The organism is Geomonas sp. RF6 (assembly GCF_021044625.1).
GTDB lineage: Bacteria > Desulfobacterota > Desulfuromonadia > Geobacterales > Geobacteraceae > RF6.
This window is the reverse complement of the sequence record NZ_CP087999.1, coordinates 1,354,949-1,376,304: the sequence shown is the minus strand read 5'-3', so window position 1 is coordinate 1,376,304 and position 21,356 is coordinate 1,354,949. Positions and strand designations below refer to the sequence as shown.

Genomic DNA, 21,356 nt, shown 5'->3' with positions numbered 1-21,356 from the left:
CCAAACAGTGCGCATTTTCGTGATAACTACAGCAGTTCTCTGCCTCACCACCGCGGCGGCCATGGCCTATGAGCCGATGGCCGCCGCGATCCGCGTCTCCAGCGGGAGCGTGTACGACTATGTCCTCATAGGGGAGGACAGCCGCGCCTCCGACGGCTTTGACAACGCCTACGACACCATCTCGCCGGGAAATCTGAACGCCGACATGGGGCAGCCGTACATCAGCGCGCTGATCGTTCATCCGGAGTGGAATATGGCCATGAAGGAGTTCCGCGGAGACGTGCGCTCCGTTGCCAGGCGGCAGGAGTGGGCCGTGTCGGTCTCATCGAGTCTGCCGAAGGGGACCCCCCTGACGGTGGAGCTTCAAGAGGACAGAAGCTCGCTGCCGAAGGGGATGAGAGTGACGCTAAAGGACAGGGCGAGAAAAAAGGAAAGGAATGTGGCGCAGGAAAGGTATCTTCTCCCTGCCCCGGGGCCGGGAGCGAAATCGGAATTTACCTTAGTCGTGGAACAACCGTAGGAGGACGGCATGCACACCAAAAGAAGCCGCGTTGCACAGGCTGTTACCGTTGCCGTAGTTGCCTATGTAACCATTACCGCAGCGGCCTGGGGAGGACCCCCCATGCCGCCGGTTACCAGCACACCGTCAACCCCGCTTGGAGGTCCGGAAGCCGCCCTCGCTGTGGCAGCAGGCATAGCCATGTACGGGATGTGGAGATCGCGCAGGTAGCTCGATGAAAACTTCGAATCATCAGGAAGAAAAGGGGAAGCCGGAACTGGGGCTTCTTTTCGTGCTCGCCGTAGGTGTCTCTGTCGGGCTTGCAGCGTATCTGCCGGTCGCCGTCGTGGAAGGGTGGCGCCAGCTCGTCATGCGCGTCGCAGCGCTGGGGGGCGCTCTCTTCGGGCTCTCGGTGACCACGAGCCGGGACATTCTGTCGGTCAACGGCTTTGCCATGCGCATCGCCAACGAATGCACCGCCATCAACTACGTCATCATCATCTCTGCGGCGATTCTCTGCTATGCGCGCCACACGATCCGCTACCGGCTGCAGGGGGTGGCCGCGGTCGTCCCGGTTATCGTGCTGGCAAACGCCTTCCGTCTCCTGGTGACCGGAGTGTGCGGCTCCATCTCATGGACGGTCTTCGAGCTGGTCCATGAGTACCTCTGGGTCGCTCTCTTCGCCCTCCTGATCTTCGCCCTCTGGAAGCTGTGGGTCGATCGCTCCCTCTCTATCACCAGAGGCGCCCTTCAAAGGATATTGGTGGTGCTGCTCGCCTCCTCCTTCTTCTATGCCCTTTTGAGGCTGGGGGTGCGGGAGTACGGGGACTCTCTCGCGCTGTTGAGCTCTCTCTTCCTGAAGGTCTTCCTCTGCGACCCCGGCGTCGGCGTGACCTGGGCGGGGCAAACGATGCGGAGCACCTATGCGGGGACGACGTACGACGTCATGTTCACCATCGAGTATCTGAACCTCGCCGTCTTTGCCGGTCTCGCTCTTCCGCTGCAACGGCGGGGGGACTGGAAGACCGCGGCGGTGACGCTCCTTGCCCTTGCCGGAGCCTTCGTGCTGAACGCCGTCTTCATCGCCAACTCCCTTTCAGTCAGGATCGTGCACGGCGAAGCAGCCCTTGCGCTCTTTCTTTTTGTCGAGAAAGGGCTTCTTCTGGCCCTGCCATTCGCTCTCTGGTGGGTGATCGGCGGCGCACAGAGGAACAAGGAGCTGTGTGGATGTAGGCCGGAATAGGCGCAGCGTTTCCGGCAGCGCCGGGTGGACCGCCAGTAACGCCTGCGGCTCATCCGGCCTGCAAGTCCAACGGCAGGGAAGGGTGCCAGAGCTTACTCCAGATGATCGAGGTACCATTTCGCCTGCAGCGATCCCTGCTCCTGCGCCTTCCTGAACCAGGAGGCCGCCGCTTCCCTGTCCTTTTCGACCCCTTCGCCCTCCGCATACATTACCCCCAGAAACAATTGCCCCTGGAGGGAGCCCTGCTCCGCGGCACGCCGGAACCAGTACGCCGCCATGTTGCGGTCCCTGGCGACTCCCGCGCCGTAGGCGTACAGCTTGCCGAGGCAGATCTGCGCCTTTGGGTATCCCCGCTTCGCCGCCTTGGTAAACCAGTGCACCGCTTCACCGAGGTCCTTCTCCACGCCGTCTCCCATGGCATACTGAAGCCCCAGGTTCACCTGCGCCTTCACGTCTCCGCGCTCCGCCGCCTCCCGGAACCAGCGCGCGGACTCCTCGCGGTCGCGCTGGACCCCTTCTCCCCTGAGGTAGAGAACCCCGAGGTTGTACTGGGCGCCGGCATGTCCCCGCTCGGCGGCGCGCTGGAAGGAGAGGGCAGCCTCTTCAGGAGCCCGGTCGGTGCCTTCCCCCTTGAACTGCATGACCCCCACGGCGAAATCCCCTTTCGGGGAGGGATCCTTCTGAAACTCGCGCAGCGCCTTCGGGTAGTCACCTTTGCGGTAGGAGGTGAGGCCCGGACCGGCGCAGGCGCCAAGGAAGAAGGCGCTGCCGATGAGAGCGAGGTGCAGGAAGTGGGATAAACGGAGCCATGGGCGGCAGGTAGAGGCCGAACTAAAACTGCACGGGGACGGGACAATCTTTTGCGGAGACATCGAACTCTCGATAAGCCCAGAGGATAGCGTCGGTAAATCGCGGTGTTACCTGTGGCATCTATCGGCGTTCGCATCGGTTTCTTTAGGGATATCTCCGGGGATGGGAGGGGTGGCTAGGCTTCGGCCCACATTTCGCGGAGCCTCGCGGCGCTGTATTTCAGATAGCCGGGATCGGGGGTGAAGACTTCGAGGGTGATGGTGCCGTCGTAGCCGGTTTTCTTCAAGGATGCCAGACGCTTTGGAATATCGATGACACCGGCGCCCAACGGGAGATGGAGGTCTGCATCGCCACCTTTGTTGTCATGGAGATGGACGTGCATGATGCGCGGGCCGAAACGTGCCAGGATTTCGTCGGCGCTGCTTGTCTGAACGGAGAGTTCAGTGTGCCCGAGGTCGAGGTGCAGCCCGAGTTGTGGAAGTGGATCGAGGAGTTCGCCGAGTTGCGCAGCGGTGTTGAAGTTGCGGGGGAGGTTTTCGACCATCACCTTCACGCCGGCCCCTTCTGCTGCCTGCAAAATTTCCCCGAGGCTCCTTAAGTTCTGCGCGATCACGAAGGCCCGGTCGTGCATCGGCGCGTGAGCGTCCGGATGGATGTTCATGACCTTTGCCCCGATCTCTGCGAAGGCTGCGATGGAGCGGCGAAATGCCTCGACCGCTCCCCGCCGCACGTCCTCGAAGGGGTGGGCGATAGGGAGATAGTAGGCTGTGTGCCCGACGATTCCCATCCCTGTCTCGGCGAGCGCCCTTTTGATCGCCTGCGGGTCGCATTGCCACCAGCCAGCCTCGGGCGGCTCCAGTGTCAGGTCGATGAAGTCGAGCCCCAGGCGGGCGAAGTGGTGGATCTCTTCAACGGTATTGCGTCCAGGATGATTCATGGCCCCGATTATCACGGCAGGTCTCCGGCAAAAAGGTGCGCGCTCTTGAACAGGGCCACTCTCTCATGGTGAACCTCTGCATCCGAGAAGGGGGGAGGAAGGAGTCCCATGGGAGCCCAGATCGACTCAGGAAAGCGGCAGGCGAGGCCCGGGCAGAGCCAGCGCAGCAAGTTCACGACGCCCCCCAACACCATGGCGTCATCTCCGAGGTTCGAGAGCATGTGTTCCCAGTCGAGCTCCACGCCCCGGGCGTAGAGGAGGCTGAGAATGTCCGGCCAATCGGCACGATCGATTCTGAGGATATAGAGCTTTGACCAGATGAGTTCTTCCACCGGAAGGAGCCTGAGCGGTACGCCGCGAACCTGCAGCTCCCATCCCCTGGTCAGCCAATCTTCGGTAACGGGAGCTCTTTCGTTCAGCATCTTCCACAGGAAGTCCATGATGTAGCCGTCGCGGGAACTGCGGTAGCTCCAGGTGCGGTCGTACGGCACCTCGGTAAACTCGTCGAAGCGAAGGCGCCTCGTTATGTCGACTACTTCCTCGCTGTCTTTCTCCAACACGAAAATATCCATGTCCTTCGTGTTGCGGACGCAACCGGTATAGGCGGAGATCGCCAGCCCCCCGCCGACGGCAAAGGGTATGCGGCGCTCCATGATTTCGGTGAGGAACTCCGAGTAAACCGTCCACTGCTCCGGTGGTATGAGGTCGGTCATTATTTCAGAAGCTTTTTCAGCGCTTGGTGGTGTTTGCAAAGGCTCACTCCCTTTTGTTAATACGGTAATTATAGCATTTAGGAGATCGACGAATCACCTGCAGCCTTGGGCATTCCTGATTGATGGTGAACCCCGGTCTCGGAGTTACTTCAACATCGATACGTCGATGAATCGTAATCGCATTAGCATTTTTTGTAGACCATAATAATGAAAAGTGATAGGTTGCATACCAATTACATCTCATTAGTTGCCGGCTATTTGCGACCCAGATGTGCGTATACAGTGGCTTAGGCAGGTGAAGGACTTGCAAAAGTGTCTGTACTATAATGTTTAATTTCTCCTGATAAGGATAGCAGCCCTCAGGAAATCAGGAGCGCTGAGTAAGTGATCCGCATCTTGCGGATGACTGGTCCCGAAGAAGGTTGAGCACGAGCTGTAGCTGGCATACGAGCGCCCATTTCGATTTCGGATTGGGCGTTTTTCTTTGTGGTTCAGAAGAAAGAAGAAGCGGGCAGCTCGTACAATGTGATTTTTGGTGGCTCACGCACCTGCCGCGGTTTCAGAGATCTCCCGTGTCTTTGTCGTCTATTTGAAGTTTGTAAAGGAGGAGGATGTATGAAGGTAAAAGGTTTCTGTGCAGCGGCAGCAGTTTTCATTGCAGTCACCGGATGCACCCAGTTCACCGGTTACAAGGCCAGTTCCCACATCGGCTATCCCAACGCCAATGTCACCCCGATCGGTCCAGGCACCGGCTCTGCCACCAAGTGCACCGTCATGCTGCCGGCACTGATCTCTTCTGCCATGCAGGAAGAAGCCATTTCCCAGGCAGTCGCCTCCCGCAGGGGGGCCCTTCTCATAGATTTCGCAGAATTCAGGACCGACTGGACCATTCCCCTTCTCTATCTCAACATCAACTGTGTGAAGTACAGCGTTGAAGGAACTGTGGCCAAGCAGGAAATAGGCCTGCAAAAGCTCAAGTAGATAACGTACGGGAGGAACAATGAAAGTTTTCAAAGTAGCAGCAGCTATAGTGGCCGTCGCCTCCTTTTCCGGTTGCACGCTCAAAAGCGGCAACTTCGTCGACAAGTCCCGATTTGCCTACCCCAACAGCAACATCAAGGCATTGGGAAGCACCAAGATCTCCAAGACAAAGACGGCTGCCATCATCCCTCCGGACTGGAGCAAGGAAGAGATTGACGCTCTGTACGCGGAGGCTCTCAAGAAGTATCCCGGTGCAGACATGCTGGTCAATTACAAGGCGGATACCACCACGACCTTCCCGCTGGTCCCGCTCTACTGGTGGTCCACCATCGAGCTCGAGGGTACCGCCGCCAAGATGACCATCGGCAAAAAAGACCTGAAGGCGATGCGCTAGCATGCTGTTCCTTCTACGGGATGGGGGGGAGATATTCCCCCCTGCCTCTTTTGGGGGGTGATCATGATGAGGCTACTCAGTCTTCTCCTTTGTCTGGTTATGTTCGCTGGCTGCGCCTCCTATCCGAAGGAGATCTCCATCGGTCCTATCGATCTCGATTTCAGCAACGATCAGGAGCTGTACCCGAAGGCGTCGGACGACGCAAACCAGATGATTGTGCTCCAGTCGAATATCGAGCGCACCACCTTCTTTGTGGACGGCAAGTCCGTAGCCACCGGCAGGCGGGTGAAGGTGCTGGTGAACGACCGGAAGGAGCACACCATAAGGGCCGTGCCGGAAGGGTACCTGGCGAAGGAGGAGTTCATCCAGCCCCCCTACCGCAAGGGGTATCTGCTGAGCTTCACGTACATGATGGGAGAGGAGAGGCCCGGTTTCCGGGTACAGGATGACAGGGTGCAGGAGGTGGCTAGCTCCGACGTGGACGAGCTTCCGGCAAAGGGGATCCGTCCGACGGCCAGCAAGTTCGCCATCATCGTCGGGGTCGAAAAGTACCGCAGCGACCTTCCCCCTGCCGACTACGCCGCCAACGACGCGACAGCCGTGTACAACTACGCCACCAGGGTCATGGGGTACCCGGCGAAGAACGTGGTGCTTCTTACCAACGACAAAGCCACCAAGAGCGATTTCGAGAAGTACTTTGGCCGGTGGCTCAGCAATAACGTGACGCCGAAGTCGGAGGTACTTGTCTACTATTCCGGTCACGGCGCCCCCAACACGAAGGACGGCACTTCCTTTCTGGTCCCGTATGACGCCGACCCCGCCTTTATCGAGGAAACCGGATACCCGTTGAAGAAGCTGTACGGGCAACTGAGCGCGTTGAAGGCCAAAAGCGTGGTGGTGGCGCTTGATTCCTGTTTTTCCGGTTATGGCGGGAGGTCGGTCATCCCCAAGGGAACGCGGCCTCTGGTGCTCACTTCGGAGAAGGAAGCGCAGCTTGGGAAGAACGTTGCAGTCATGACGGCTACCTCGACAAACCAGGTCAGCTCCACTTACAAGGAGAAGGCGCACGGGCTCTTTACCTATTTCTTCCTGAAGTCAATAAAGGAGTCTGCGCAGAAGGGGAGGAAACCGTGCGAGCTTCAGGCCCTCTTCAAGGATATCCAGCCGAACGTGATGGATCTCGCCCGCAAGCAGAACAACGTGGAGCAGACCCCCCAGTTGATCTACTCTGACGGTTCGGTGAAGAAGCTGAGCCTCATGTGAGAGCAAGCCGGGTGGTAGAAGAAATGATTCCACGGGAACAGCTCGCCCTGGCGCGTCTGATCCGGAAGCTGGAGCATGAGATCAAAAGCCACGACACCATCGACTAAGGTGGACCTGGAGGCGCTGATCAGCGCCTTCTGACAGTGTGGGTCGTCTGAAATTCTTTTTTCACATGTGGGAGGGGATTTATGAAGAGGGTAGTTTTGGCGGCCGTCCTGATCGCGGCAATGGTGCAAGGCGCCGTGGCCGATAGTGGCGCTTCTGTGCAGTTGGACGAGACGTTCACCAAGGCGAGGACGTGGCTTGACCAGCAGAGTCTCGCCCTCACCGGGGGACCGTCGGGACAGGACTACGCGATGCCATTTGAACAGGACGCCATCCTTTTTTACGGTGAAGCAGTTGGCAACCCGGAGGCGCGCACCCCGGCGCAAAGGGAGCTCGGTGCCAAGAGAACCGCCGAGGTCATGGCGCAGCGCTCGGTACTGGAATATCTCAACGGCTTTGCCGTCGTGGGGGACACTCTCGTCAAGGACAGCATGCAGCAGTACGATGTGGTGCGCTCCGCTGTAGCCGGAACCGTCAAGGGGGCACAGGTCGTCTACAAGGAATACAGCCCTGAGAAGGACATGGCCGTTGCCATAGTGAAGCTCGGCATGCATGGCCCGAAAGGGTTCGCTACCTCCATCTACGAAAAAATTTTCAGGGACCCGCAACTAAAGAAGAAGCTTACGGAGTTGAACGACAAGCCCGCGCTCAGATACAGGCACAAGGCGGAGAATCTGCCGGAGCTTTACGACGGGTTGGTCGTCGATGCTACTGAGCAGAACTTCAAACCAGCCCTCATAAACCGCATCTTCAGCTCAAAGGGTGAGCTGCTGTATGACCCCTCCAAGGTGAGCCAGAAAATACTCGTCGACCAGGGCTGCGGTGAGTACACAAGCAGTGTGGAAAAGGCAAAAGAGGCCCTCTCGGGGAGGGGGGTGAAGAATCCACTGGTGGTCAAAGCTACCGGTTCTCTCAACAACGCTGACCTTCAGCTGGCTGAAGGGGATGCCGTGAAGGTGTACTCGGCAAACCAGAAAAATGACTTTTTTGCAGGGGCAAGGGTTGCTTTTGTTCTCAAATAGCCTTCAGGGCATGCGGCCATAGCTCAGCAGCTCGCAACATCCGGCCTCCCTCCCTTTCTTGACCAGAACCCGTTGAAGCTTCCCTCCTACTTTGGGGAGCCACTGGAGAGTGATATGAACACGATGATTCTTTTGGTCGCACTGCTTCTCTTGCCGCCGCTGGCCCGCGCCGCCACCGAGCCTGTATGGGTGGAGGCTGTAGGGGAGTCGATCGGGAGCGAATATGACCCTCCGAAGGAGGTGATGGATCGCGCACGCAACGACGCAAAACGAAAGGCGGTGGAGGAGGCTGTCGGCTCCTTCCTCCGCTCCCATACACTGGTAAGCGATGCACAACTGGCCGAGGAGCTGACCTTTGCCAGGGTGCGGGGGACGATCGACACCGTCCGCATCATTTCCGAGGAGCGCGACGGCGCAAATCCCAACCTCTTCCGGGTGCGACTGAAGGCGCTGGTGCGGCCGGTCCTCCCGAAGGAAGGTGAGGGGCTGGACCTGAAGCTCTCGGTGGACAGGTCGGTCCTCAAGGAGGGGGAAGAGGTAAAGATCTACTATCAGAGCAACAGGGACTGTTATGTCTACCTCTTTTCCATCGCCGCGGACAACTCGGTCACCCTCCTTTTCCCCAACTCCGAGATGAAAGACAACTTTGTCAAGGCAGACGCAGGGATGGTCTTCCCCCCCGAGGCGTCTTCGCTCCGTCTCCGGCCGCTGCGCCTCCCCGGTTCAAAGGGGACGGTGCAGGAGAAGGTAAAACTGGTGGCAACCAAAAAGAAGGAGATCATTCTCACCGGCTTCCAGGAGGGGATGTTCCAGGTCCACGACGCGAGCTCGACCCCGCTGGTAGGGGATCTTGCCCGCAGGCTGAACCAACTCGACCCGGCCGAGTGGGGGGATGCGGTGGCTGCGTACACCATCGTCGATTGACGGTGACAATGCTTGTTGGAAACGGTCCGGGTCCCGCCGCTTTACGACCCCGATCCTTTTCCGAGGATGACGGGCGTTTGTCCGTCAAATGATGCAGGTGCAGTGAAGAAAGCCACACGACCGACTACAGGTGCCACATGAAATCTGGAAACTTCTTCCCCCTTCTTTGGACGGCTCTTGCCTTGTCTCTTTGCGCCTCCGCGGCATCGGCCGAACCGGTCACGGTACGACACGTGGTCAGGCAGAACTTCGCCGGCAGCCAGTCTCCCGACGATGCACGCGCCGCCGCACTGGCAAAGGCCAAACGCGAGGTGCTGGAGAAGGCAGGAACCTACATCGACAGCGTCAAGGTCGTGAGGGACCGGCAACTGGCGCACAACCAGATCGTCGCCCTCTCCGCGGCGGTGTTACAGGCGGAGATCGTCGCCCAGAAAAACTGCATATCTGGAGAAACATTCTGTGTGGAGATTGAGGCAACAGTCAGCGTCGACACAGCCGATCTGGAGCGGCGGATCAAGAAGTTCCTGGATGAACGGAGCGCCCTGGAGAAGGCCGAACGACTGGAGCAGCGCGAGAGGGAACTTCTGGCAAAGATTGATGAACTAGAAGGGCGCTACCGCCATCTTTCAGGGGGGGCGGCAGAAACAGGAAAAGAAAAAGGCGGCGAGCAGGAGGCATCCCGCGAGTTCCGCGAGGCTGCCAGGAGCCTGAAGGCTGTCGAGGCGAACCGGAAGGCAATGGCGCTTTTCGGAGGGGGCATGTTCAGCGATCCGGAGGAGGCGCTCTCCCTTCTCAACGAGGCGATCTCCATGGATCCGGCTTTTTCTGATTCCTTCAACAACAGGGGGATTCTGCACGCCACACAGCGCGAGCCTGCAAGGGCGATTCAGGATTTCGAGCAGGCGATCAAACTCGACCCGCACAATGCGGACGCTCTATGCAACTCGGGGAACGCCTACACCGAGCTCGGCAAGTATGACCGAGCGCTTGACAGATTCAATGCCGCCATAAAGGCCGATCCGGGAAACGCAGACTCGTACTTCAACCGGGGATACGCAGCGTTGAAGTCCGAAGCGTACGCCAGTGCCATCGAGGATTTCGATCGGGTCCTGACTTCCAATGGGAAGGATGCTGAAGCCTACAAATACAGGGGGCTCGCTTTTCTGATGATCGGTGACCGGCAGAAGTTTTGCGCAGATCTCCAGGCGGCATGCAAGGTGGGGAGTTGCGAGGCTTTGGAGAAGGCCAGAGAGGAAGGAGAATGCAAGTGACTGCACTTGTACGGACCACGGAGAGAGTCATGAGATGGAGTAGAAAAAATCGATTACTGCTGTCAGCCTTCCTTTTCTTCCTTCCGTTGGTGGGGTGTGCCCGTGTGGACGTCTCCAGCACGATCGGGGAAGAATACTTCGTGTTGAAGTTCCCTACAGCGAAGCACCACATTGGCTCGGAGTGGTCGCGGCAGTTCAACGCGACGGGGAAAGGATCGTTGAGCGATGACAAGATCGTGATGGAGAAGTCGCTAAAGCAACTGGACAAGGGGACGGCGGACAAGGTCGCCCTCGGGCTCGCCGTCCTCAGCACCGAGGGCTCCTCCGCCAGCGCCGGCATCAATGCCAGCGTGGCGAGCCAGGTGAGGATGAGTGGCCTCCAGATCATCAAGCCCGCCTCCCCGGGGTACATCGACTTCAAGCCGGGAATCACCTACGTGGGCGAAGCATTGCGCCTGGAGTCGTTCAACCAGAGCAAGGACAAGAATCTATCCCTCGAAACAAAGGCGGGAGGGAGCAAGGCGATCGGCTCCGGCTCCGCTGACCTCAACGTCTCGCACGACGCCAACGACGGCATAAGCGGCGAGGGGCTGGTCGTCGGCTATCTCCTACAGACTGTGGACGACGATAGCTACTCGAGGAAACAGACGGAGCCCGTCCCCGTCGGGCTGGATGCCAAGGCTGTGCTGAAGGATGCGGCGATAACGGCATCGGCGTCCTTCGAGTCGATCGTGCCGGGGTCGGGAAAGTCCCTCCCGAAGAACCTGCTGTGGGCGTGCAAGCGGGCGGCCAGCCAGAAAAACGCGATCAATGCGGCGTGGGTAGTCACCGTGGCGCAGACGGGGGCGGATAGGAAGACCCTCAAAATCGCGTTTCCCGCCCATCCGGAGATCGAGGACTGCTCCGAGTATGAAGGGATCATCTCCACCGGGATCAACTCGGCGAACGACATGATCGAGCGCACGCGCCTGAAGATCTCGCTGCAGAAGGGGACCGTAACAGAGATGCTGGAGCCTGTCGAATTCAGCGCTGAGCTTTCCGCCGCGCAGGAAACTTTCAAAATCAAGACGGTCAGGCTGCAATGACCGGCAAGGGACGCAACGTGAAAATAGTGGTTATTTCAGCGGTAGCGGGGACCTTCCTCGCGCTCTCCGGCCTTGCCCAGGCGGGGCCTCCGGTAATTACCAAGTACGATGCTCACCTCCTGGAGAAGGAAGTCCGGTTGAACATCTCGTGGCAGTCGGATGAGCCGGTAACAAAGATAATCGCGTCCGCCGACAAGGAGCAGGTCGTGGTGACCGCGGAGATCGACAACGACAGGAACGACGCCGGGTATTCCGGGACGATGGACCTGGTCGTCCCCTTCAACCCCGAAAACCTGTACAGCGGCCGCTCCTTTTACATGAACCAGCAGACTTCCACCCCGACCCAGGAGCGCAGCACCGAAATCGCCCAGAATTCCGTCACACCGTATCAGTATGCGATCAGCTACGCGATCCAACTGGTGGACGAGGTGAACCAGCGAAGCGCCATGGTGAAGGACACCATCAGGCGGTTCGAGGAGACTCGCACTGCGAGGGGGGGAAATCTGTCTCAGTCACAGGATCAAAAGACGACTACCTCGGGAGGAGTCACGGTGGACGTCGGCAAACTGTCGAACGCCGCGGCGCAAGTGGCGCAGAACGTGTTGGAGCAGATCAGCGCAAAGCCGTGGGTCAAGGAGTTGGTGGTTAAGAGGTACGCCGATAACCGCACCGCGTTCGCGGTCAGCGCTCAAGATGACAAGGGTGTGGCAGGGATCGTCATCGAGGTAAGGAATCCCCAAGGGCAGATCGTTCACGAAGAGAGCGTGGAATGCGCGGACCAAAAGGAATGCACCAAAACGTCGAATCCGATCTCACTTGGCAACGGCATGTACAAGGTATCGGTGGTGGCTCTGGACGGTGACGGCCGCAAATCTGCAGAGAAGGTGAAGGAATTTGGCGTCGAGGTGGCGCAGACCGCCCCTTCGGCTGACAAAAGCTCGCCTAAAACCACTTCAGACTCGGACCCACCGGATGATGGAACAGAGCACAAAAGCAGCACGGGGGGGTGAGGTGAAGCCAGCACGATACTTACTCCTTCTTTGTAGTGTGGCCCTGCTCCCACTGTCCCCCAATCGTGCCGCTGCCGCGCAGCCGCTGACAAAGGTAGATTGGGTCGGCGGCTACGTGAGCGCCACTGCCACCGGATATGCCAAGGATACCGGAACGCCGATGGACGTCGACAACGCTGTCGATGCTGCAAAAGTCGTCGCCCAGGCCGATCTCCTGGGGGCCATCAAGGAGGTGCGGGTCGACAGGCAGACGTCGGTGGGGGAGTTGATGGAGGAGCGGACGGAAGCGTCGATCAGAGTGCAGGGGGTGCTGCGCAACGCCTTTCAGTCCGGAGAGGCCCGAGTCTCGAAGGAGCAAGGCTACGTTGCGGCGACCGTGGAGATGAGGGTGTGCCTCTACAGCGAGGGGGGGAGTTGCCGGTCCGAGAGTGCGCTGGCGAGTGTCCTGCCAGCCAAGAGAAGCGGAGGGAAAAGGGCGCGCCCCGCATCGTGCGATCTCACTCCCGATCTGGAGTCCTCGCGCGAGGCGCTGGCAAAGGTCCCCGCCGCGGCTGGCGAGATGCCGTTCTTTCTCGTGAACGTGAGCGGCAGGCCGATCAACAGCGAGACCAGGGATATCTCCATCGTCTTTGAGGGGCAAGGTGGTGAAACGTGCGCCGTCTATGCGCCCGACCGGGTCGACCCTGTGGTCAGGCGGGACCGGGGAACGGCGGAGATATTCCTGCGCGAGGGGGAGGCGAAGGAGAAGTACGGCAGCGGTACGATCGTCTTGGCAGCGCTGGCGGTCGACGGCAAGAACCGCGTGACGGTGTCAAAGCCGGACGCCTACCTCATGAATCTCGTCAACGAAAGCAAGAACGACGCGCCGTTCAGACAGGCCCGGGTAGGGATCGCCATGGGCGGGGCACGGTAGTCACCTGGGCAGCTGTTCAGGGCGGGCGCGCACGTATCGCCTGCTGTTTGCTCTGCGGCGATCTTTTTTGAAGAAATTTCCGGTGGTGCCCGTCAGGTAATCACCAGGGATGAGGAGAAATGCGGAGAAGGCTGCCGCTGGCGCAGGGCTGTAATCCAGAGTGTCTGGTGCACTGCCAGTAGGGGTAAAAAATAAATGTGTCTGAATGTTATTCCAATCGAATGGAGGGGAGTTCTATGTATGGAAAGAGTTTCTTAAAGATTGCAACAAAAGCTTTAGCCTATCTGATTTTACTTTTTTCGTCTTTAGCCACCGCGGCAGTGACTCCGCCAACAGCTCAAACCAATTCCGCCACCGGTATAGGGCAGACAACCGCTACCCTCAGTGGCGTGATTACTGCGAACGGGGGAGCTAACATTACCGAGTACGGCTTTTTCTGGGGGAGCGGCTCCAATCTATCCACCAAGAAGGTCGTTGGCAGTAATGGACTGAAAGGTACATCGTATACTTATAACCTGACTGGTCTGACCCCTGGCTCAACTTACTCTTACAAGTTTTACGCAGTGAATTCTGCAGGGACCGGTTACGGTAGTGTGACCAAGTTCACCATGCCATCTCCCTCATCTCCCTCTTCTAAACCGACCCCGATGCCAACGTCCGACATTCCTGTACGCGGGGTGAGCGTCAGCAAAAAAAGCATCACTATGGCCGTGGGTGATACGGCAAGCCTGACCGCAGGCGTATCGCCGTCTAACGCAACGGACAAGCGGCTGACCTGGGATTCGAATAATAAAGCTGTTGCGAAGGTGGACGGGAACGGCAATGTGAAGGCGGTTGCCCAGGGAACGGCGGTAATCTCTGTTGTTAGCGCAGCGAACAGGGCAAAATATGACCACTGCACCGTGACAGTATCCGAAATTCCACCCAATGTTAGTAGTGTAAACGTCAACCCTGCCAGCATAACAGCGTGGCAGCCTGTGGCCTTTAGTGCGAGTACTGACCGCGCCGCCTCGCGGGTGGTCCTTAGCTTCCCGGACGCCGGGGTCAACCTGAACATGAACGGCAGCGGTACGAACTGGAACTGGAGCGGCCCGATCAACCAAGCCGGCAGCCGCCGGTTCGTGGTCACCGCCTACGATGAGAGCGGTAAGAACGGCAGCACGAAAGGGGGCAGCGTTACCGTTAACCCTGCGGTTGGTTACCCCTCGAAATCATCGACAAAAAGCGAAATCGTACAAGTGGATCTCCCATCTGAGAAAGTGCACCTGTATGTAGTCATGGCTGATCCCAGTAACATTTCTTTTAAGCCCTTGCTAGGCGGTACGGTTCCTAGACAGGCTAGCCTCGGGATTAACGGAGGTTACTTTTCCGATGATGAAAACGACGTTCCAGAATTCTATTTGTACTCCATTGCTATAATGAACGGAAAAAGTGTCATGCCTGCTCGTTATGGTGGTACTGGTGGTATAGGGAAGCCGCTAGACACATTGGTTTACGATCCGAATATAAAGAGCAAGTTGTTTATAAACCAATACTATTCGAGCAAAACGATTGGAGTTTCCAAGGGAACCACGAATTGGTGGGCACACAGTGGCAACCAACTGCATCTTAATAACGATTCCGGGTGGAAAACGTCTAGGCGTTCTATCCCATATTTTGATGTTTCACATTACCGAGACGGACGTCCGATTTATCGCGGAGCAATGGTCTATGGTTCAGATTCGGGGGAATTAAAGGTATGGCTCATAGGAACTGATACGGGATGCACAGCAGATACCTTCAGAATTGCAATAAATAAATACAGCAAAGACAAGGGCTATAGGTTCGTCGATGGCATCACAATGGATGGGGGGACAGCGAGCCAAATGAAAGTAGATGGCGGGAGCTACGGAACAGGTCGTCCAGTAGCCGAAATGGTCTATGTCCTCAAATAGTCTCAATTTGTTGCTGAAAAATCGTTGAGCCAGTTGGTGTTGATACTCACGTACTAAAGGCAGCATAAACAGAATGCATGTTACTAAAATGAGGCCTATCCTACCATTGCGGCTGCTCTTTGCAGTATTCAGTGCTGCACTGGCAGGAAAGACAATAGCAGCAAATTCATATAGAGTCGCTCAACCTGGTATTTTGACATTTACCGCCAAAACAACCTCCAAGTGGAGCAGGCCTGGTAGCGAAACTTGTATCCATGGTGGTGGAGTCGCCGCGGAATGGGGTCGGGGGCAACTCTGGGTCGGGCAACCCTGAGGGCGCACCTTGAAATGTGACAAATCTGAACCCAGCCGAGACTGAGAAGCCTTTATTGTCACCGATGGAGCCGGCATATTCCCAACTGGGATATGCCGGCCTCCTTAGTTATTGAAACTTGCACTGGTTTGTACAACGACTAGGAGGCTAGGGCACGACTTTGACCTGACTGAGTGACGGTTACATACAGTCTTTGTAAGTGATAGCTTTGGGGACAGGCTCTAAGAACTGCTCCCTCGGCATGAGGCACATACTGTTAATAACTGCAAATTTGTAAGTTCAGTCATGTACCCCGATAATCGAGAGGATGGCGTGAAAAAACATATCACAGTAGTTATTTATTTTTCTTTGTTTATCGTTATTGGTGGGTGCGCCCATAACGGAGATACAAAAAATGTATGTGTTAATTCCGAGTCTCAGCCATACACTGCATGCCATTATGTTGATGGCGAGTGTCTTTCATGGTCAACGACATGCGTCAATGATGGTGGAAGAAGGATATGCACAAAGGAGTGTCAAGACCGTGAGCAGAGAGAGGTCTGCGGAACGGAATTTCGCGATGTATGCAAGGAATACGAACTTCGTTACTACTGTGAAGCTCAAAAGCAGTGGGTGACCGACATTGATTTTAATAACAATTGTTCCATGACTCTTGTAAAAAAAGCCGCAAAAAAGGCAAAAAAGGCAAAGAAAGCTGCCAAGAAAGAAGAGGCCCCTCCATCTGGGGACCCAAACATAGCAACAGCAGACGCCAGTACACCGTCAGGCGGGACCACCGAACAGTTGGAAGTGTCAGGTGATGCCGGTACACAGCGTTCGCAGTCTCACGACACAAAAAAGCCAGAGAAGAAAGCAAAGAAAATAAAAAAAGCAAAGAAGCCAAAAAAACCTGTAGAGAAAGAAGAAGCTCCATCTGGGGGCCCTGCGTCTGAAGATGTCACTTGAGCGCGTGATTATTCGCGGAACAGTGTCGCATGCGGGACGTCGTTGATATTTTTCACATATGCGCCTTTCGTTACCCACGTCCCCCAATGTACGGGGCGATCTACCTCGAGTCCGTGATCATGGCGGGCGGCCGGGTCTCGACGGATTCCGCTCTCTTCCGGTTCGGCTGGAAGACGTGAACCAGCGGCCCGACTACTCCTGGATCGATTTCAGATGGCCGGATCCTCCGGTACTGGCACCGGGGAAACACTGGTTAGTGCTGCGGCACAGCGGAGAGGCGATAGTAAATTGGTTCCTTACCCCAGGAAAGCGGGTAGGGAGCCCCGACGACACCCGTTCCACCGCTCAGGACTGGCAGTGGGAGGATGTGCTCGCAGGAGAGTTCGTCTACCGGATACGAGGGATGGTGGAATAGTTGGTTCAACAGCATTTATCAGGATTGTAGTGGGGCAGTAGCCTGCGCGAAAAGGAGCCTGCAGTTATAAATTCCCCGCTTCTTCGACAAGGTGCCCTTTTACAAGATGGCGCAACTACACATACTCGATTGCCAGAACAACGTTGCCAATGCCTGTCCCTGTCGATTGTCCCCGTCCGGGACTGTTACCCGGCTTTCTCCAGGCGTTCCGCCACCCATACCTTGATGATGGCCTGCCGCGGGACACCCAGGCGCCGTGATTCCTTGTCAAGTTGCTGGATCATCCAGAGGGGAAAGTCAACATTGACCCGCTTTTGTTCCTGTTCCGGCCTTCTCGCCTTCGTCACATCGAGATGTGCAGAGATATCGCCACCTTCGTCGAAAGTCTTGTCTATGTCATCAGCTTTCATATAGTGCAATTTCCTCCTTGCGGGAGCGCCGGACCGAGATGATTCTGATGGCATCGCCGCGGTACGTAATGATGCCAGACCAGTGCTTTCCCGAAATCCTGCCGACCACAAGAAAACGAGGTCCATCGGTGGTTACAACAGGGACCTCAAGCAGATCCGGGTCATCCCAGAGACTTTGGGCTTCGTCGAAATCGATGCCGTGCTTTTGCTTGTTCCCGGCGCTCTTGGACAAGTCAAACTCATACTTCATGGGTATAATTTTTATACCGATTATATACGGATGTCAACGGCGGAGCTCACCTTAACAGGGCCAGTTCCCTACATATTCGAGCACTCATGGCTTCGCATGCTTTGCCCTTACCTCTTTGGGTGTTGGAGCCGGGAAAACGGCGCCCTTTTGTTCCATCAAATTCTTTAGTCTCAGCACCTTGTTGTAAGTCGGACTGCCCGGCTTGAATTTCTGCAAGTGAAATTGCACCGTATAAGCCGGAGTAACGCCCGCTTTGGTCTCGATTTGAATTGACGCGCCTTGTTGGAGGAGCCACTCCGCCAACTCATAATCTTGTACATCCATTGCATCCATCATGATCGTGTTGCCTGCGTCATCGGGCAAATCAATAGGAGCTCCACGTTTGAGAAGCAGTTCCAGGCAAGGCTTGCACCCGTTTATAACAGACTCCGTTAGGAGATATTCAATTGTGTCCTTCGACAGAGTGTGAGCGGGCTTTAATTCAAGCAGTAAGGAAAGCAGTTCAACGTCCTTTAGAGTCAGGGCGAACAAGAAGGCTCGTCCAAATCCTTGCACACTGAGTTCTGGGTCCGCCCCCACGGCGACAAGTACCCTGATCGCCTCGCGGTTGCGGGCAGCCATTGCATAGTGCAGCAGGCGCAATCGATTGTAGGGGTTACCTCGAGGGCCTTCGTCGTTTGGATTGGCCCCCTGCGCCACGAGGTTCTTTGCCTTTGGGAGATCTCCTGCCATGGCGGCGGCAAGAAGGGCCAACGTCTTGTCGTCGGCAAAGTAATGAGTAGGGGGCTTTAGTTTAAAGACGGGTGCACCAATCGCGTTCGTGGTCATCATAGTGATCAATCCTATTGATAAGAGGGACATGCAAAAAAGAGTCTTGTGCCTGTGCCAACGTGGTGGGAAACGGTAAGTCACCTTGAATTCCCCCTTATGCCTGTGCACCCTTTTAATATAGCCTCGTCTGCTCTCTTCTGTTTCTCGGTTGAATCGATAACTTCATCCATGCCGTGCAGATATGTATCGTAGGCGTCACGATCGTCGGCCTTGCCTTCTGCTTTGAGTGCGTTGAAGTATGCTTCGTGGTGAGAGGGTTCAATATCGCGCTTCGTACCCACAGCGTCATTGGCCAATACGGACAAGCCGCGTGAGCCGAAAACGTTCTCTTGAGTCTTGGTCAATACCTCTCCATAAACTCGAACAGCCGTTATTTTATCCGGCTCGGCCGCCATGTGTTCGGGGTCTCCAGAGTATCGAGCCACAGTTGCTGGATGGAGCCCAGCGGCATTGTACGTCGAAGCCGTCAGGCCGCTGCCACCTTGTGCTGCACTTGCCAAGCCCCCGCCGAGGGAATGACCGACGATGTGTACATCCGCTTGAGTTTTGGCTAGGAGGTTACCGATCAGTACGGCATTACGGTAGTATCTGGATTCTTGGTTCGCATCCTGCGCGAGATTGTTTCGCCAATCCTCCTGTGCAAGCGTCGAACCGCGGAATGCAACGACAGCGCTCGGTTTGGGGTCCAGTCCCCAAACGGCCGGATCCTTCACGTAGACTGCTGCCCGAAAGTTGCTGCCTTCCGGCCGCAGCATTTTTTCCTGCAGTCCCATCGCTGCTAGGTCCTCCGGCGTTGCCTTTTTGAACCCGGGCGGGGGATTGTCGCGCAGATCCTCAGGAGCGTTCGGGTCATTGGCTAAGTACACATGCTTCGCGCAGCGCATGTTCTCCACTTCGTCCATGTCCCCGCGTAGCCGGGCTGCTTGTGTGGCGTGGGTGGGGCAGGCGACCATATGTCTGCTGACCAGGTCGAGACGCTCCTTGCGCCGTGCGGCTTTCGCGTCGACGATGCAATGCTGGCAGATAGGGAACGGCTGCGACGAGAATTCTCCGAGGATGGCCTGGCGAGCCACGTCATACTCGTGCTGCCGCATCGCAGGAGTCTTCCTCGCCTCAGCCTCTTGCAGCTGAGTGGACTTTTTGTTGGCGAGCCAATTGCCTAAGGCAGCCTTCACCGGATCTGAAAGTCCCATGGGCGTCCCTTTATCGTCAGCACTTTTCTACCTGCCCCATGCCTCTGTTCGGCCGAATGCCTCTTTAAGTTTTCTATCTGCAGCGGCTATGTCGTCGGGGTTGCCGATCATCTCATGGACCCACTCGTTCATCGCGTGCACCTTGCGGGTCTCCGGGTAAGAACTCCCAAGCAACGCCTGAAGTTCCTCCGAAACGGTCTCGAAATCCGGCCCCAGCCACCATACCGCAAGCGCGTAAGATGCCATGCCCTGCTCGGTGATCAAGCCGATGGCTTCTGCAGCGGACATGCTCTCGTCAAGGAACTCCTTGCGGTCCTGTTCCGCGAGATCGGCAAAGCCGGGAATGTCCCGCGAAAATGCTGCCTGCATCTTTTGAATGAACATGGCGCGCGCCAGTTGTTCCTGTTGTTGCGAGTGCACTTTCAGCATGATCATCTCCGTTATGGCGGGAGGAGGGTGAGTTTCCACCTGTTTTCTTGCTGATCGCAAAATGGCATGAAAAACGTGCGCCGGCGGGAGGCGGACCCGGGAAAGGGTACCACAAGATCATCTAATGTGAATTATGCGGAGTCGTGGAAGGGGTCGCCGGGGGGAAGCTACTTGAGGTGCAGACGTAGCCGTGTCGGTGCTGTGTTGTTTGTGGAGGTGGGGATTCTGCACGCCAACTAGCCACTTGATGGGAAGTCGGAAGATCGTGTGGAGGGAAAAGAGAAAGGGCCGATTTCCTGGAGGAAATCGGCCTTTTCTTGAAGATGGCTCCCCATCGCGGACTCGAACCACGGACATGGTGATTAACAGTCACCCGCTCTACCGACTGAGCTAATGGGGAATAAATTGCTGATGCTACAGGCTTTTCTTCGGTGCCCGCGCCGTTGCGGGGTGTACCTCGAAAGCAGAGAGTTTATAACACGGTCGTTTTTTACTGTCAACTTCATTTTTTCCAGCCGTCAACTTTTCCGAAATTCTCCCTGCTCCCGCCGCGCAGCGAGCTCGTCGGCAGCTGTTGACTTGTCGCAGGCGGATGGCTATAGTGCACCTGCGCCGGGAGGTGCCTGCGTGCACAAGACCCCCGGGACGGCGAGCCCGACAGCAAGGAGGCAGCAGCGATGCAGACGAAGGTTGTTTCATTTGTAGCGAAATCGGGGACCGGAAAGACGACCTTGCTGGAGAAGGTTATCACCGAGCTGAAAAAGCGCGGGCTCCGCGTCGGCGCCATCAAGCACGACGCCCACCGCTTCGATATCGACATCCCCGGCAAGGACAGCTACCGCCTCACCGCGGCCGGTGCGGATACCATGCTCGTCTCTTCCCCTGAAAAGCTCGCCCTCGTGAAACAGCACAACGTCTCCCCCGAAATCGACGAACTCATCGCCACCTACTTCGGCGACGTGGACATCGTCGTCACCGAAGGGTTCAAAAAGAGCGGAATGCCGAAGGTGGAGCTGCATCGCAAGGAAAGGAGCGCCACCTTGCTCTGCCGCGGCGAGAACCACGACCCCACCCTCATAGCTGTCGCCAGCGACGAGCCGCTCGAACTGGACGTGCCGGTGCTCGATCTGAACGACCCTGCCCAGGTCGCGGAGTTCGTGATACAGCACTTCAATCTGCATTAAATAACGTTCACATTAATTGTTGCGACCCGCGGAAAAAATGATAGCATAGCGAACATGCATTGATATCTGATTCCGCGGGGTGAGGGGATGCAGCAACTATCGAGTCACAGGGAACCGTTCAGTACTCCTTGGCATCCCGCACGGCCGCACTCCGTCAGCACACATTCCGCCTTCCTCACAAGAATCTCCCAGCCGAAAGGCTTTTTCCCTCCATCAGGTGACGCAGCAACACTCGTTTCGCAGGTGCCGTTTCCACGACGGCATGAACGGAAAGAAGCGCGA

General features: G+C 56.9%; 24 protein-coding genes and 1 tRNA gene. 16 read left to right on the top strand and 9 right to left on the bottom strand.

Features of this window, described 5'->3' with window-relative positions; genetic code table 11:
* Positions 1 to 7 precede the first annotated feature (7 nt).
* From LPW11_RS05915 to LPW11_RS05905, 3 genes are read left to right on the top strand one after another with little or no spacing between them, the layout of a single operon-like run.
* Positions 8 to 520 (top strand): hypothetical protein, encoded by a 513-nt coding sequence (locus LPW11_RS05915; RefSeq protein ID WP_230997207.1) that lies wholly within the window; start codon positions 8 to 10, stop codon positions 518 to 520.
* A 9-nt stretch (positions 521 to 529) separates the two neighbouring features.
* On the top strand, positions 530 to 730 hold the full coding sequence (locus tag LPW11_RS05910; RefSeq protein WP_230997206.1) for a hypothetical protein: 201 nt from the start codon (positions 530 to 532) through the stop codon (positions 728 to 730).
* Between the two features lie 4 nt (positions 731 to 734).
* Positions 735 to 1,742 (top strand): archaeosortase/exosortase family protein, encoded by a 1,008-nt coding sequence (locus tag LPW11_RS05905; RefSeq protein ID WP_230997205.1) that lies wholly within the window; start codon positions 735 to 737, stop codon positions 1,740 to 1,742.
* 92 nt (positions 1,743 to 1,834) lie between these two features.
* Here LPW11_RS05905 and LPW11_RS05900 read toward each other — a convergent pair whose 3' ends face one another.
* The 3 genes from LPW11_RS05900 to LPW11_RS05890 all read right to left on the bottom strand — a co-directional run bounded on the left by LPW11_RS05900 (position 1,835) and on the right by LPW11_RS05890 (position 4,202).
* A complete protein-coding gene (locus tag LPW11_RS05900) occupies positions 1,835 to 2,614 on the bottom strand; it encodes a tetratricopeptide repeat protein (RefSeq protein ID WP_230997204.1) in 780 nt (259 codons plus the stop codon).
* A 113-nt stretch (positions 2,615 to 2,727) separates the two neighbouring features.
* Positions 2,728 to 3,504: a sugar phosphate isomerase/epimerase family protein gene (locus LPW11_RS05895; RefSeq protein ID WP_230997203.1), complete on the bottom strand. Its 777-nt coding sequence runs from the start codon at positions 3,502 to 3,504 to the stop codon at positions 2,728 to 2,730.
* On the bottom strand, positions 3,501 to 4,202 hold the full coding sequence (locus tag LPW11_RS05890) for a nucleotidyltransferase (RefSeq protein ID WP_230997202.1): 702 nt from the start codon (positions 4,200 to 4,202) through the stop codon (positions 3,501 to 3,503). The genes LPW11_RS05895 and LPW11_RS05890 overlap by 4 nt, the downstream gene beginning before the upstream one ends.
* A 615-nt stretch (positions 4,203 to 4,817) precedes the next feature.
* On the opposite strand from LPW11_RS05890, the gene LPW11_RS05885 reads away from it, so the two are divergent.
* The 12 genes from LPW11_RS05885 (at position 4,818) to LPW11_RS05830 (ending at position 16,777) form a co-directional block, all read left to right on the top strand.
* Positions 4,818 to 5,183 (top strand): hypothetical protein, encoded by a 366-nt coding sequence (locus LPW11_RS05885; RefSeq protein ID WP_230997201.1) that lies wholly within the window; start codon positions 4,818 to 4,820, stop codon positions 5,181 to 5,183.
* Positions 5,184 to 5,202: 19 nt separating this feature from the next.
* Positions 5,203 to 5,577, top strand: a complete 375-nt coding sequence (locus LPW11_RS05880; RefSeq protein ID WP_230997200.1) for a hypothetical protein — start codon at positions 5,203 to 5,205, stop codon at positions 5,575 to 5,577.
* Positions 5,578 to 5,640: 63 nt separating this feature from the next.
* The gene (locus LPW11_RS05875; RefSeq protein WP_230997199.1) at positions 5,641 to 6,840 is read left to right on the top strand and encodes a caspase family protein; all 1,200 of its coding nucleotides are present in this window, start codon (positions 5,641 to 5,643) and stop codon (positions 6,838 to 6,840) included.
* 188 nt (positions 6,841 to 7,028) lie between these two features.
* Positions 7,029 to 7,967, top strand: a complete 939-nt coding sequence (locus LPW11_RS05870; protein WP_230997198.1) for a hypothetical protein — start codon at positions 7,029 to 7,031, stop codon at positions 7,965 to 7,967.
* Between the two features lie 114 nt (positions 7,968 to 8,081).
* Complete coding sequence (locus tag LPW11_RS05865; protein ID WP_230997197.1) at positions 8,082 to 8,891, top strand: DUF4384 domain-containing protein; 810 nt, start codon at positions 8,082 to 8,084, stop codon at positions 8,889 to 8,891.
* Positions 8,892 to 9,028: 137 nt separating this feature from the next.
* Entirely contained in the window at positions 9,029 to 10,162 is a 1,134-nt protein-coding gene (locus LPW11_RS05860) for a tetratricopeptide repeat protein (protein ID WP_230997196.1), read from the top strand.
* A gap of 104 nt (positions 10,163 to 10,266) precedes the next feature.
* Entirely contained in the window at positions 10,267 to 11,247 is a 981-nt protein-coding gene (locus LPW11_RS05855) for a hypothetical protein (protein WP_230997195.1), read from the top strand.
* Between the two features lie 17 nt (positions 11,248 to 11,264).
* Entirely contained in the window at positions 11,265 to 12,257 is a 993-nt protein-coding gene (locus LPW11_RS05850; RefSeq protein WP_230997194.1) for a hypothetical protein, read from the top strand.
* A gap of 115 nt (positions 12,258 to 12,372) precedes the next feature.
* Positions 12,373 to 13,170: a hypothetical protein gene (locus LPW11_RS05845; protein ID WP_230997193.1), complete on the top strand. Its 798-nt coding sequence runs from the start codon at positions 12,373 to 12,375 to the stop codon at positions 13,168 to 13,170.
* A gap of 236 nt (positions 13,171 to 13,406) precedes the next feature.
* Positions 13,407 to 15,104, top strand: coding sequence for an Ig-like domain-containing protein (locus tag LPW11_RS05840; RefSeq protein ID WP_230997192.1), 1,698 nt, complete (start codon positions 13,407 to 13,409; stop codon positions 15,102 to 15,104).
* Between the two features lie 625 nt (positions 15,105 to 15,729).
* Positions 15,730 to 16,362, top strand: a complete 633-nt coding sequence (locus tag LPW11_RS05835; protein ID WP_230997191.1) for a hypothetical protein — start codon at positions 15,730 to 15,732, stop codon at positions 16,360 to 16,362.
* 175 nt (positions 16,363 to 16,537) lie between these two features.
* Positions 16,538 to 16,777, top strand: coding sequence for a hypothetical protein (locus LPW11_RS05830; RefSeq protein ID WP_230997190.1), 240 nt, complete (start codon positions 16,538 to 16,540; stop codon positions 16,775 to 16,777).
* A 185-nt stretch (positions 16,778 to 16,962) separates the two neighbouring features.
* On the opposite strand, the gene brnA is transcribed toward LPW11_RS05830, so the two are convergent.
* The 6 genes from brnA to LPW11_RS05800 all read right to left on the bottom strand — a co-directional run bounded on the left by brnA (position 16,963) and on the right by LPW11_RS05800 (position 20,290).
* Positions 16,963 to 17,187, bottom strand: coding sequence for a type II toxin-antitoxin system BrnA family antitoxin (gene brnA, locus LPW11_RS05825; protein WP_230997189.1), 225 nt, complete (start codon positions 17,185 to 17,187; stop codon positions 16,963 to 16,965).
* Positions 17,177 to 17,419, bottom strand: coding sequence for a BrnT family toxin (locus LPW11_RS05820; RefSeq protein ID WP_230997188.1), 243 nt, complete (start codon positions 17,417 to 17,419; stop codon positions 17,177 to 17,179). The genes brnA and LPW11_RS05820 overlap by 11 nt, the downstream gene beginning before the upstream one ends.
* Before the next feature lie 102 nt (positions 17,420 to 17,521).
* Positions 17,522 to 18,268: an ankyrin repeat domain-containing protein gene (locus tag LPW11_RS05815; protein WP_230997187.1), complete on the bottom strand. Its 747-nt coding sequence runs from the start codon at positions 18,266 to 18,268 to the stop codon at positions 17,522 to 17,524.
* A gap of 77 nt (positions 18,269 to 18,345) precedes the next feature.
* Entirely contained in the window at positions 18,346 to 19,461 is a 1,116-nt protein-coding gene (locus LPW11_RS05810; protein ID WP_230997186.1) for a hypothetical protein, read from the bottom strand.
* A gap of 27 nt (positions 19,462 to 19,488) precedes the next feature.
* Entirely contained in the window at positions 19,489 to 19,890 is a 402-nt protein-coding gene (locus LPW11_RS05805) for a hypothetical protein (protein WP_230997185.1), read from the bottom strand.
* Positions 19,891 to 20,214: 324 nt separating this feature from the next.
* A tRNA-Asn gene (locus LPW11_RS05800) sits at positions 20,215 to 20,290 on the bottom strand.
* Positions 20,291 to 20,567: 277 nt separating this feature from the next.
* Here LPW11_RS05800 and mobB point away from each other — a divergent pair.
* The gene (gene mobB / locus LPW11_RS05795; protein WP_230997184.1) at positions 20,568 to 21,074 is read left to right on the top strand and encodes a molybdopterin-guanine dinucleotide biosynthesis protein B; all 507 of its coding nucleotides are present in this window, start codon (positions 20,568 to 20,570) and stop codon (positions 21,072 to 21,074) included.
* Positions 21,075 to 21,356 lie beyond the last annotated feature (282 nt).